Source organism: Streptomyces pallidus (ex Mingjun et al. 2026), assembly GCF_051550185.1.
GTDB lineage: Bacteria > Actinomycetota > Actinomycetes > Streptomycetales > Streptomycetaceae > Streptomyces.
The window spans coordinates 952693-965108 of the sequence record NZ_CP196181.1; the positions used below are offsets into that span (position 1 = coordinate 952693).

Sequence of the window (12416 nt, forward strand, 5' to 3'; positions counted from 1 at the left end):
GCGGGTCCCAGGGCGGCAACCCGTCCCCGCCCGCGCCGTCGGTCCGGACGCGGGGGGTGGGCGGTGACGGGTGCCGACCCGCTCACGAGAACGGGAGTCGAGCCATGGCCACCCCTGCTGCCCTCGCGCTGCTGCGCGGACTCGGCGCCGAGCGGATCCCGCATCCCGGCGGGACGCTCCTGGCGCACCTCACGCGCGTCGAGGCGCTGCTCGCGTCCTGGGGCGCGCGGCCCGAGCTGCGACTCGCCGGCCTGTGCCACGCGTTCTACGGCACGGACGGCTTCGCCACCGCCCTGCTGCCGGTGGGCCGGCGGGCCGAACTGGCCGCGGTCATCGGCGACACGGCCGAGGGGATCGCCTATCTGTACGCCGGCTGCGACCGTTCGGCCTCGTATCCCTCGCTCACCGCCGCGGAACCGGCCTTCCGGGACCGGTTCACCGGCCGGGTCCACTCCCCCGGCCTGCAGGCGCGGCGGGACTTCGCAGAGCTGACGGCCGCGAACGAGCTGGACCTGGCCCGCACCGACCCCGCGTTCCGCACGGCACACGGCCCGGGCCTGCGCGCCCTGTTCGACCGCTGGCAGGAACTGCTGAGCGGCCCGGCACTCCGGGAGTGCCGGGCCGTACTCGGGGACGCCTGACGCCCGGGGCCGGGCAGGCCGGGTCCGGCCCCGGGTCAGGGTGCGGTCGGCGGGGCGGCGGCGCCCGGGACCGGTTCGGCTGCGGGGACGGAGGTGCCGGTGGCGGTGACGGTGAACGCGCCCGACGTGCTGCCGGACTTCACCCACAGGATGCCGCCGCGGTCGGCGGGGTCGAAGAACCAGCCGGTCGCGGCCGCCTCGTAGGCGGCCTTGGAGCCCAGGCGGGCGAGGGCGGAGTCGTCGACACCGACCCGGTCGGGGGCGGACGCCACGTGGAGGGTGAACTCGTAGCCGCGGGCGACGGGCTTGCCCGCGTAGTCGCCGACGGGAGCGCCGACGGTGACGGCGACCGTGCCGGATCCGGCCGCCGGGGCGGTGACGGCGACCTGCTGGCGGGCGTACGCGCCGGACAGGTGGGCGCGGGTGAGCCCGTCGTCCTCGTACAGGCTGAACGAGGAGGCTCCGCGCGGGTGGATGTCGTAGGTGAGGGTGGAGACGGGCTTCTCGCCGGTGTGGTTCATCTGCGGCCACATCGGGACGATCGCTCCGCCCTTGGCGAAGAGGGGCAGGGTGTCGAGGGGTGCCCGGTAGCCGTTCAGCCAGCCCGGCCCGGCGTACGTCTTCCCCGTCCAGTAGTCCGTCCAGGTGCCGGCGGGCAGGTAGATGCCGTCGCGGACGGAGGTGTCGGAGACGACCGGCGCGACGAGGAAGGAGTCGCCGGCCATGAACTGGCCGCTGGTGAGGTTCCCGCGGGCCACCGGGTCGTTCGGGTACTCCAGGACCATGGCGCGGGTGCTGGGCACACCGGTCTCGTGGGCGGTGCGGCTCATCGTGTACAGGTACGGCATCAGCCGCATCTTCAGCTGGAGGTACTTGCGGTTGACGGAGCGGTAGGGCTCGGCGAAGCGCCAGGGCTGCTTGTCCTGGTAGCCGGCGGAGGGATGGGCGGCGCCCCAGCCGGACATGGTCATGAAGGCCGGGGTGAACGCCTTCCACTGCAGGTCCCGGGTGTACGTCTGCGGGCTGCCGCCGAAGATGCCGTCGACGTCGCCGGCGGCGTAGTTGAGGCCGGAGAGGCCGGCTCCGGCGATGGCGGGGACGTGCCAGCGCATGTCGTCCCAGGTGCCGTGGGTGTCCCCGGTCCACACGACGGCGTTGCGCTGGGTGCCGGCCCAGCCGTCGACCGTCCAGACGAAGCGGCGGGCGTCGGAGTTCTCCTCGATGCCGTCGACGGCCTGCTGCACGCCCTCGAAGGCGTACTTGTAGCCGCTGCCGATCCAGGCCACGTCGGTCTTCACGGCGCGGGAACCGGCCCCGGCGACCTCGTCCGCGATGCCCGCGAGACCGGTGGAGGTCCACAGGCCGGTCCGGAAGCCCCTGGCCCGCAGCGCGTCGACGGTCTGCTTCAGGGGGGCGGTGTATCCGCAGCCGTAGCCGTCGTTGGGCAGGAACCAGCCCGACGGCATGTCGGCGGCCCGGGCGTCGTCGGCGTACCCGACCACGTCGGGGGTGGTCTGGTGGCGGGGCCGGCCGTGGTCGCCCTGGTAGTCGGGGTTGGAGGCGTTGAAGCAGTCGGCGTTGCCGAGTTCCAGGCCCCACAGCGGGGCGAGGAACGGCTTGCCGCTCACGTCGGTGTAGCCGTCGAGGACGGATTTGAGGGAGTCGCCGGTGAAGTACCAGGCGTCGAACCGCTTCTCGTCGTGGGTGAGGGTGGTGGGGGCCCCGAAGCCGTACGAGCCCGGGGCCCAGGTGTTGCGCATGACGCCGTAGCCGTTGGTGGACATGTAGAAGGGGGCGGGGCTGGCGTTGGCGTTCTCGCGCCAGGTGTTGTCGACGGCGACCGGGACGGTCCTACCGCGCAGCGCCCACTCCCCGAGCCGCAGGCCGGTGCCGTAGAACTGCTCGTCCGCACCGCGGGTGAGGTACTGGGTGGTGCGGTTGCCGGTCCACGCGGTGGGCCGGCTCTCCTCCCAGACGAGGGTGGTGTCGTCGGCGCGGTAGACGGAGAACCTCAGGGGGGACTTGTGGACGCGGATGGTCAGGGCTCCGGTGGTGATCCGGTAGTGGGAGCCCGCGTCGCTCCAGCCGGCGCCGACCGGGCCGAAGTCGGTGGTGGTGGCGAGGGCGGAGCCGGCCGGGTCGTGGGTGAAGCTGCCGTCGGGCGAGAGCCAGAGCCGGAAGATGTCGGCGCGGGCGACGACCACGCGGGCCCTGGCTCCGCTGGACGCGTTGACGGTGAAGGTGTTGCCCGACCGGGAGAACGCGGTGACGTCGCCCGCCGTGGCCGCGGCGGAATCGGGGACGGGGGTGGAGGCGGGGGCTGCGGAGGCGGGGAGGCTCAGCGGGCCGGCGGCCGCCAGCCCCGCCATGGCCAGCCCCCCGGCGGCCAACCCGGCCAGAAGGGCGCGCCGCCGCCTGCGCGCGCTCGTGCGGATGCCGAAAAGTGTCATGGGGCAGCTCCTCGTGCGGTCCGTGTCACGGACACACCGATGTGGCATGCGCCTGGCAACATAGCGATCCGCGGAGATCACTTGGAGGAAGCTGCTCGAACTGTCCGATAACCAAGCAGCTTCGAGCACGCCTTCGGCCGAGATGCCGTCGCCACCGGTGTCCGCGTCCGCGCACCCGCGGGGATGCGCGCTCCTCAGGCGGGGCGGCCGCCGGACGGCCGGGGCGGGGTGACCGCCAGGGTCGGAGGGGTCGCGGTGGCATGGCGGTGGCCGCACGGGGCGAAGTGCAGGACCACGGGCCGGCCGGGGCGTTGGCGCCAGAAGATGCGTTCCGGCACCTGCACGCACACGGGGCAGCGCGGCAGGGGATGCGGATCGCGCATGGCGGCTCCCGGGGGCGGCGGTCGTGGTCCTGGCACTGTGCCACGGACCGGCCGCGGGCGCACGGGCGGCCCCGCGCCGGGATCCGGGAGGGCGGGGGCGGGGGCGCGGGCTGGGGGCTGCGGGCGGGCCCGCGGTCCGCGCCCCCCGTCGTCAGCCGACGCGGAACGCGCCGGCGGCGCGGTCCCGGTGGAAGGTCAGCCGGTCCCAGGTGGGGAAGGCGAGGTCGGTGACGGCGAGCAGCCGGCCGGAGTCGTCGTGCAGCGTGCGGCGGACGGTCAGGCCGCAGGCCGGGGCGGCGGGCCCGGGGTGGCTGCTGCGGGTCATGGTGAGGGTCTCGGCGACGCGGCCGTGCTCGGCGGCCCGGTCCAGCCAGCGGTGCAGGGGGCCGAGGTCCTCGTCGCGGACCGTCGCGGGGTCGCGGTAGGCGGCCAGTTCGGGGGTCCGCGCCAGGGCGCGCGGGCAGAGGTAGGTCACGGCGTGCTGGAGGGTCTGCCCCGCCGGGCGGCGCTCGCGGCGGTGGTGCACCAGGGTGCGCTCGCCGTCCCGCATGCCGAGGAGGGCGGCGAGAGGGGGCGGCACGCTCACCCGGGCGAGCCAGTCCTGGGCGATCACCGCCGCCGGCGCCGCCACCGCAGCGGGGCCGGCCGCGGGCACGGGAGCGGGCCGGGCCTCCGTCAGGCCGCCGGGCCCGGCCTCCGGCCCGGCGGTGACCGAACCGCCCGCACTCCCGGGCCGGGGCGCCGGCGCGGCCGCCGCGTCCGCCGTGCGTCCCACAGGGGGCGGCGCGGGGAGTGCCGATCGGGTGCCGCGGCGCTCCGTGACGATGAGGCCGTCCTCCCGCAGGTGCTGCAGCGCGGCGCGGACCGTCTGGCGGTTGACTCGGTAGCGCGCGGCCAGGGTGCGTTCCGAGGGGAGTCTGCCGTCGGGGCCGTGCACGGCGGCTTCGAGCTCCTGCCGCAGCGCTGCGGCGATCCGCTGGTACTTGGGGACGGCGGCCGGGCCGCCGTCCCGCGAAGGGGAGGGCATGGCTTCTCCTCTGACGGATGGTCAAGGAATGGCGGACTGCCCACCCAACGTAGCATTGGTCTATACCTCTTGTGGGGATGGTGGCAGGTCCGCGGAGCACCTTGGCCGGAACCCGCCGCCACCGCCCCGACCCCCTACCGCAGCGGGTTCGGCAGCGGGATGTAGCGGGCGTCCGCGCCGTCCGCGCGGGTCCAGCGCAGCAGCAGGTTCGTCTTGGCCGGCAGGGCGGGGGCCGCGAGCAGCTCCGCGATCTCGGGCAGGCCCCGTTCGGCGTCGTAACGCAGGAACTCCTCCCGCGCCGCCGGCCACACCAGGGCCGCCACCCCCGGGTGGGCCTCGGCGAGGGCGCCGGCCACCTCCGCGAGGTGGTTGACGACCAGGCAGTAGACCAGCCGCTGCCAGGCGGCGGCCCGGTCGGGCTCCGGCAGCAGTTTCACGCCCTCCGCGTCGCGGAAGAGGGCCTGCACCGGCATCCCCCGGCCGTCGAACGCGACCAGGGTGTTCTGCAGGTGGGCCTCCAGCACGGCCCCGTGCCGGGCGAACAGTTCCAGCGCGGGCGGCACGACCTGGCGCAGGTACGCCCGCCACCACCCGGCCGGGTCGTCGGTGCGGGCGAGCGGGCTGTCCGCGTACCCCTCGGCGAGCGCGGCGGCGAGCACCGGCACGGCCCGGGGCACCACGTGGGCGCGCAGCCCGTCGCGGACCAGCACCGCGAGCTCCTCGAAGGCGAAGGCCGCGGTGCGGTAGCCGCGGTCGGCGAGCCAGGCCGCGGTCGATCCGCCGTCCTCCCGCAGCGCGGCGAAGCCGGCTTCGACGGCGGCGTCCGTGCGGCGCAGCTTCAGCAGGTCGTGCCGCCACAGCCGGCGCACGTCGTTGGTGATCCGGACGTCGAGGCTGAACTTCACGAAGAGGTCGCCCGCGGATGCGCCCACGGGCCCGCCCGCAGGGTCCCCCGCGCGGTCGCCCACGGGCTCGCCGGCGGGCACGTACAGGGTCCGGACCGAGGCGGTCGGCCAGGCCGGCCGCCGGCCGCGGCCCAGGTGCAGCAACCGCCCGTCGGCGAAGGCCGCACGCACCGCGGTGGAGCCTTCGAGCAGCTCCAGCTGCCACGGGTGGGCGGGCAGCAGCCGGTACCCGGCGGGCGGGCGGGGCCCGTCCTGCAGGTCGGCCAGGGCGTCGATCGCCTCGGCTGCGCCCGGCCCGCCCTCCTCCACCACCTGGTCCTCGCGCAGTCCGAGGAAGACCAGCGGGAAGCGGGCGTGGGCCTCCGGCGCGTACGGCAGCCAGCTGGCGGCGGGGGCCCCGCCCCGGGCCTTGGGGGCGGGGTGGTACGGGTGGCCCGTGACGAGGGACTGCTCGGACAGGACGTACGGGTCCTCGGGCGGTACGGCGACGGCCCGGGCGGCGAGCAGGACGGCGAGGGCCTCGCGACTGTCGGCCATCTCGACCGGCAGTTCGTCGTTCGGGGCGCCCGTGTACCGGTGCAGCTCGTCGGCGACCAGCTTCACCAGTTCGGTGTGGCTGAGCGGGCGCCAGCCGTCGGCCGTGCCCAGTTCCGGGTGTGCGGGCCGTCGGCCGGGGCGCACCCGCAGCAGGCGTCCGCTGCCGCGCAGCCGGTGGACGCCTCCGCCTTCGGGGTCGGCCGCTTCCCGCAGCAGGCAGTTGAGCAGGGGAGCGGCGGCGCGTGCGTCGGCGGCGGCGTTGAGGTCCACGGATTCCATTCGGTCCATCCCATGCGCCGGGGGTCCGCTGGGCGGGCCACCGGCCGTGATCATCAGTATCCGCGATGATGACGCGATCACCACAACCATCCGCGTCAGCGAGAGGAACAGGGCCCTGCACCCCAGCATGAACCTCCCCGACTCCCCGGCCGAAGAGGCCGTATCCGCCGAACTGGCCGACGTGCGCCCTGCCCTCGGCGCCCCGTACGAGTCCGCGCTCGGCGGCGCGCGGGCCGCGGTGCTGACCCGGCTGTGGCGGGCGCTGGCGTACGAGCCGCTGCCGTGGGTGGTGCGCCGCGAGCGGGGCTCCGGCGGCCTGGCCGTCCTGCTGTCCGACGGCAGGCGGCTTCAGGGCCCGCCGCCGGACCCGTACGCCACCGGCGGGCACGTGACCGAGCTGCTCCTCGACGGCACCCCGTTCCGGCAGGCCGGGCGGCTGATGGCGGCCCTGCGGGTGCCGCACGGGGACACGTTCGCCGCAGAGCTCGACGGCAGCACCGCCTCGCTGGCCCTGTCGCGGGCGGGGCAGCCCCCGGCCGGCGAGCCGGACCCGGAGACCGCCTGGGAGTGGGAGCAACGGGTGGTCGACGGGCACCCGTACCACCCGAACTGCCGCTCCCGCCCCGGGTTCTCGGTGGCCGAGCAACTGGCGTACGCACCCGAGCACCGGCCGGTGGTCCGGCTCGGGCTGGTGGCCGTACGGGCGGAGGAATGCCTGGTCACGGGCGCCTGGCCGGCGGAACTGCGGGAGGAGGGCCGGATCCTGCTGCCCGTGCACCCCTGGCAGGCCGAACATGTCCTGAACCAGGGGGGCCTGAGGCAGACGGGCCTCGGTCCCGACGCCCTGCGTCCGGGCGCGGCGGCGCACCCGCTGATGGCGCTGCGCACGCTCAGCCCGGCGGCCGGCGGTGCGCACGTCAAGACGGCGCTGAGCACCCGCCTGACCTCCTCCGTGCGGGACATCTCGGGCTATTCGGTCGAAACGACGGCCGTGGTGTCCGCCTTCGCGCAGGCACTGGCCGAGCGGCTGGACGGGCGGCTGCACTTCACCCGCACCCTGGGGGCCGCATCGGCGCACAGCCCGGACCTGGCCGCGGTGCTGCGCGAGCCGCCGGAGGCATACGCGGACCCGGCGGCGGGCGAGCGGGTGCTGCCGGTGGCGGCGCTGGCCGGGGCGCCGTTCGCCCGCTCGACGGCCTGGCAGGCCGCGTTCGCCCGGCTGGCGCTCTCCGTGTGCCTGCGGGTGCTGGACCTCGGGGTGGCGCTGGAGGCCCACGGGCAGAACCTCCTCGTGGTCCTCTCCGCCGACGGCACCCCGCTGCGGCTGGTCTACCGGGACCTCGCCGACGTCCGGATCAGCCCGGCCCGCCTCGCCCGGCACGGCCTGCCGGTACCGCCGGTGTCGGGCCGGCTCGTCACCGACGACGTGACCGCCCTGCGGCGCAAGCTGTTCGGCTCCCTGCTGGCCGGTGCCCTCGGCGCCACGGCGGGCTCCGCGGAGGTCTTCGCGGAGGTCCTCGGGCGGGCGGTGGACGGGCTGGCGCCCACCGCCGACACGGACGCACTGCTGGGCGCCCCGCTGCCGACCAAGGCGCTGACGCTGATGCGGCTGAGCCCGGGGATCCCGGGCGACCAGTGGACCGGCCTCGTCAACCCGCTGGTCGGGGGTGCGCGGGGCGTCGCGGGGTGGTGAACCTTTCCCGTCGCCGCACTAGTCTCCGGGGGCATGAGCGAGACCTCGTACCTGAGCTCCGTACGGGCGTCCTACGACGCCGTCGCCGTCGACTACGCCCGGCTGCTCGGGTCGGAGCTGGACGGCAGACCGCTCGACCGGGCCATGCTGACGGCCTTCGCCGAGTGCGTGCGGGGCGAGGGGGGCGGCGGGGCGGGCGGCCGGGCGGTCGCCGACCTGGGCTGTGGTCCGGGCCGGATAACGGCCCGCCTGGACGCGCTCGGCCTGCGGGCCTTCGGTGTGGACCTGTCGCCCGCGATGGTGGCGGTGGCCCGGCGGACCTATCCGGGCCTGCGGTTCGAGGTGGGCTCGATGGGCGCGCTGGACATCGCGGACGGGGTGCTCGGCGGGGTCCTGGCCTGGTACTCGACCGTGCACACCCCACCGGCCGGGCTGCCGCCGCTCTTCGCGGAGTTCGCCCGGGTTCTGGCGCCGGGCGGCCACCTGCTGATCGCGTTCAGGGCGGGCGACCGGCGGATCCGCCTGGAGCAGGCGTACGGGCACCGGGTCGACCTGGACGTGTACTGGACCCCGCCCGACCTGGTCGCCGGACGGCTCGCCGACGCCGGGCTCGCCGAGGTGGCCCGCCTGGTCCGGCAGCCCGGCCCCGGCGAGTCGGGCCCACAGGGCTTCCTGCTGGCCCGCCGGGCCGGCGGCGAGCAGCCGTCGGCCCTGGAGGCGGGACCCGCGATCGCCCGGCAGGGGGCCGCTGCGGGGCACTGACGGCCCGCCGGACGGCCGTCGGCCGTTCGGGGGGCAGCACGGCGGCGGCGGGCCCGCCTGCACGGCGATCGGCGCGGGCGATGGCAGGAAGGAGGAATGACCCTCCACCGACGCCAGCTCCTGGCCGGCGCACCCCTGGCCGTCCTCGCCGCCGTCGAGGCCGCCGCCGGCCCTGCCGCCCGGCCGGGCACCGGGTCCGCCGCCGGGCCGGCCGCGGGGAGGCGGGCGCCCGCCCGGGGGCCCGACTACGGGGCGCTCGCCCGCGGCCTCGACGGGCGGCTCGTCCTGCCGGCCGACCCCGACTACCCGCAGGCCCGGCAGCTGTTCCAGCCGCGCTACGACACCGCCGCCCCGGCCGCCGTGGCCTATCCGGCGCACGCCGGGGACGTCGCCGCCTGCCTGGACTTCGCCCGCCGCTCGGCGGTGCCCGTCGTGCCGCGCTCCGGCGGCCACAGCTACGCCGGCTGGTCGACCCGCGCCGACGGGCTCGTCGTCGACGTCAGCGCCATGGACGCGGTGGCCGTGTCCGGGACGGCGGTGCGGATCGGCGCGGGCGCCCGCCTCGGCGAGGTCAACCGGACCCTGGCCGCACACGGCCGCGGCATCCCGACCGGCCTGTGCCCCACCGTGGGCATCGCCGGCCTCACCCTCGGCGGCGGGCTGGGCCTGGCCTCCCGGGCGTACGGAGCCACCTGCGACCGCCTCACCGGCGCCACCGCGGTCACCCCGGACGGGGTCGTCCGGGAGGTCGACGCCACCCGGGACCCGGACCTCTTCTGGGCCCTGCGCGGCGGCGGGGGCGGCAACTTCGCCGTGGTCACCGAACTCCGCTTCGCCACCCACCCGGCCTCCGACTGCGCCTACGCCGAACTCCACTGGTCCGCCACGGACGCCGACTGCGCGGCCGTGCTCCGCGGCTGGCAGCGCTGGCTGGCCGACCTGCCCGAACCGTTCTGGAGCCAGGTGGAGTTCCTCCTCCCGGCCGGTCCCCCGCCCCCGCCCGCCGTCCGCGTGCTCTGCCTCGACGGGCGCACCGAGCTGGACCGGCAGCTGACCCGGCTGGCCGACCTGGTCGGCAGCCCGCCCCGGGGCTCCTGGGCCGTCGTCCGCGGCTACGGGGAGACCCTGAGCGCCATGTCCGGCTGCCTGGAGCGCACCGCCGCCCAGTGCCGACTGCCCGGCACCCTGCCCGGCCGCGGCCCCGAGGGCGGGGTCGACCGCGACTCGTACGGCGCCCGCTCGGACTTCTGGCCCGCCGCCGGCCTCCCGGACGGCGCCGTGGCCGCGGTCCTGGCCCGGGTGCGCCGGTACGCGCAGGACGTGCCCGCCGGCGGGCTGGGCGTCGTGCAGTTCACCGGGGACTGCGGAGGAGCCGTGAACCGGCCGGCGCCCGCCGACACCGCGTTCGTGCACCGCGACAGCGCCTTCCTCACCCAGTACCTGGCCTACTGGCCGGCCACCGCCGCGCCCGCCGATACCGCCCGGCACCTGGCCTGGCTCGACGGGCTCTGGCAGGACCTGCGCCCGTGGGCGGGCGGGCGCGCGTACCAGAACTACACCGATCCGAAGCTGCCCGACTGGCGCACGGCCTACTACGGGCCGAACCTCGCCCGCCTCGAAGAGGTGCGGCGCGCCCACGACCCGGGGCGGCTGTTCCGTTTCCCCCAGGCCGTCTAGCGGAGCCCGAGGAGCCCGACATGCGACGACTGTTGACGGTGGCGGCGATGGCGGCCGCCCTGCTGCTGCCGAGCGGGCCGCTGCCCGTGGCCGAGGCGGGCAGCGGCCCACCGCCGGTGACCGGCCGGTGGTCCGCCCGGGAGGCGGAGGCCTTCTGGACCGCCGACCGGATGGCGTCCGCCGCCCCCGTCAACGCGGGCGGCCCCGACGGGTCGGCCGCGGCCGCCGACCCGGGCACCGGCACGGACTTCGACGGGATCCCGGTCGTGGGCCGCATGTTCGTCATGAAGGACGGCGGCGCCTACTTCTGCACCGCCAGCGTGGTCTCCTCCCCCGGCCGCAACCTGGTGCTCAGCGCGGCGCACTGCCTGCTGGGCACCGACGCCCGGCAGGTGGCGTTCGTCCCGCTGTACACGGCGGAGAACCCGCAGCCGTACGGCATGTTCCCGGTGCTGCGGGACGCGCAGGGGCGGTCGAAGGTGTGGATCGACCCCCGCTACAAGAGCCTCGGGGCGGACAGGGCGGCCACCCTCGACGTGGCGTTCGCACAGGTCGGCCCGGACGCCGACGGGTACCCGGTCGAGGAGGTGGTCGGCGGGAACCGGCTGGCCACCGACGCCGGCTACGCCCACCCGCAGGTGACGCTGATCGGCTACCCGGCGTCCGCGGCGCGGCCGCGGCTGTGCGTGAACCGCACGACCAAGTTCACCAGCACCGATCCGGGCATCCCCGGCTCGTTCCTGCGCATCGACTGCACCGGCTACCCGGGCGGCACCAGCGGCGGCCCCTTCCTGACCCACTACGACGAGGTGTCCGAGACGGGGGACGTGGTCGGGGTCATCGGCGGCTGGAAGACCGGCGGCGACACCGCCGACACCTCGTACAGCTCCTACTTCGGAGCGGACGTCAGGAAGCTCTACCAGAAGGCGGTCGCCGAGGCAGCGGTGGGCTGACCACCCGCACCCGGCGGGTCCGCCGCGGATTGCCCACGCTGCGGGGCGTCGCCGGTAGCTCCTCGGCGGTCGACCGGTCGGCGGGCGCGAGGGCGAACTGGCGGCGCAGGTCGGCGAGGGCGGCGTGGACCGGTGCCAGGATGACCTCGGCCCTCGGGTGGAGGTGCGCCAACGCGTGCGCGGTGGTCTCGATGGTGTCGGCGGCGTCCTCGGCCGCCGTACGGCTCCACCCGCCGGGCCGGACGCCGCTCCAGGGGGCGACGGCGTCGTAGAGGTGACAGGCGGCGTCGGCCGCGGCGTCGGCCCGCTCGCCGACGCCCGGGGCCGCGATGGTCGGCAACTGCTCCATGCCGGGTCAACGAGCGGGACGCCCGCGGGGAACGAGCCGGCCGCCCGGACGGGCCCGGGTCAGGCGGCCGACCGGGTACGGCCCCGCATCCGGCGGGCGGCGGCCTGCGCACCGCCCGCGACGGCGGCGGCCAGCGCCAGACCGAGCGCCGCATCACGGGGCCGGGTCGGCCGCAGCACCCCGGCGCGCCGCAGCCGGCCGCGGGCCCAGACGGTGAACGGGACCACGAGCAGCGGCGAGGTGACCACGCCGGGGGTGTAGCCGCGGGTGGCGGCGGCCTGGGCGACGTGGACCAGGCCGTGCAGGCCGAAGGCGTTGAGGGAGGCCTGGTAGAAGGCGGAGCGCCCACCGGTGCGGTACCCGTCGGCGGCGGCCGCGCCGACCACGACGGCCGCGACGGCGACCGCGGTGGCGAACTCCCGATTGTCCACGGACCCGAGGCGGTCCCACACCCGGTCGGGCACCCGGGGGTGGCGCGCCCGCAGGACGGGGACCCGGTCGCGGGACCAGCGCCCCATGGTCGCGATCTCCTCCGTGTCGTGCACGGCCCAGGCGGCCAGCAGGCCCAGCGTGGCGGCGGCGGTGACACCGGCCGGGAGGGTGGCCGGACCGGTGGCCGGTGCCATGGGGGTGACGGTGGTTCCGGGTGCGCTCATGGGCCACAGTCTGCAAGATCGGCGGCCGCGGCAGGAGCGGTATTCGGCCGAACTCCCCTTCTCCGGAGGCCCGGTGGCGCGCCGGGCCGGCACCGGGCCCGCCT

The 12416-nt window shown here is 76.5% G+C and carries 11 protein-coding genes; 5 read left to right on the plus strand and 6 right to left on the minus strand.

Translation table 11 applies throughout. The annotated features are described in order from the left end of the window. Positions 1–104: 104 nt before the first annotated feature. Positions 105–641 carry a DUF6817 domain-containing protein gene (locus tag ACSHWO_RS03940; protein WP_385804316.1) on the plus strand — a complete coding sequence of 179 codons (537 nt, stop codon included), beginning with the start codon at positions 105–107 and terminating at the stop codon, positions 639–641. Between the two features lie 35 nt (positions 642–676). On the opposite strand, the gene ACSHWO_RS03945 is transcribed toward ACSHWO_RS03940, so the two are convergent. The 4 genes from ACSHWO_RS03945 to ACSHWO_RS03960 all read right to left on the minus strand — a co-directional run bounded on the left by ACSHWO_RS03945 (position 677) and on the right by ACSHWO_RS03960 (position 6231). Then, positions 677–3091, minus strand: coding sequence for a glycoside hydrolase family 31 protein (locus tag ACSHWO_RS03945; protein WP_438310064.1), 2415 nt, complete (start codon positions 3089–3091; stop codon positions 677–679). A 194-nt stretch (positions 3092–3285) separates the two neighbouring features. After that, positions 3286–3474 (minus strand): hypothetical protein, encoded by a 189-nt coding sequence (locus ACSHWO_RS03950; RefSeq protein ID WP_438310065.1) that lies wholly within the window; start codon positions 3472–3474, stop codon positions 3286–3288. Between the two features lie 151 nt (positions 3475–3625). Further along, entirely contained in the window at positions 3626–4501 is an 876-nt protein-coding gene (locus ACSHWO_RS03955) for a GntR family transcriptional regulator (protein WP_438310066.1), read from the minus strand. Between the two features lie 134 nt (positions 4502–4635). Then, a complete protein-coding gene (locus tag ACSHWO_RS03960) occupies positions 4636–6231 on the minus strand; it encodes an IucA/IucC family protein (protein WP_438310067.1) in 1596 nt (531 codons plus the stop codon). Between the two features lie 118 nt (positions 6232–6349). Between ACSHWO_RS03960 and ACSHWO_RS03965 the strand changes: the two genes are divergently transcribed. The 4 genes from ACSHWO_RS03965 (at position 6350) to ACSHWO_RS03980 (ending at position 11307) form a co-directional block, all read left to right on the plus strand. After that, the gene (locus ACSHWO_RS03965) at positions 6350–7915 is read left to right on the plus strand and encodes an IucA/IucC family protein (RefSeq protein WP_438310068.1); all 1566 of its coding nucleotides are present in this window, start codon (positions 6350–6352) and stop codon (positions 7913–7915) included. 33 nt (positions 7916–7948) lie between these two features. Continuing rightward, positions 7949–8677, plus strand: a complete 729-nt coding sequence (locus ACSHWO_RS03970; RefSeq protein WP_361085470.1) for a class I SAM-dependent methyltransferase — start codon at positions 7949–7951, stop codon at positions 8675–8677. A 96-nt stretch (positions 8678–8773) separates the two neighbouring features. Next, the gene (locus ACSHWO_RS03975) at positions 8774–10354 is read left to right on the plus strand and encodes an FAD-binding oxidoreductase (protein WP_438310069.1); all 1581 of its coding nucleotides are present in this window, start codon (positions 8774–8776) and stop codon (positions 10352–10354) included. Between the two features lie 20 nt (positions 10355–10374). Further along, a complete protein-coding gene (locus ACSHWO_RS03980) occupies positions 10375–11307 on the plus strand; it encodes a trypsin-like peptidase domain-containing protein (protein WP_438310070.1) in 933 nt (310 codons plus the stop codon). Here ACSHWO_RS03980 and ACSHWO_RS03985 read toward each other — a convergent pair. Together ACSHWO_RS03985 and ACSHWO_RS03990 are read right to left on the minus strand one after the other, a co-directional pair. Next, complete coding sequence (locus ACSHWO_RS03985) at positions 11261–11656, minus strand: hypothetical protein (protein WP_438310071.1); 396 nt, start codon at positions 11654–11656, stop codon at positions 11261–11263. The genes ACSHWO_RS03980 and ACSHWO_RS03985 overlap by 47 nt on opposite strands. A 59-nt stretch (positions 11657–11715) precedes the next feature. Further along, the gene (locus ACSHWO_RS03990; RefSeq protein ID WP_438318908.1) at positions 11716–12282 is read right to left on the minus strand and encodes an HXXEE domain-containing protein; all 567 of its coding nucleotides are present in this window, start codon (positions 12280–12282) and stop codon (positions 11716–11718) included. Between the last annotated feature and the right edge of the window lie 134 nt (positions 12283–12416).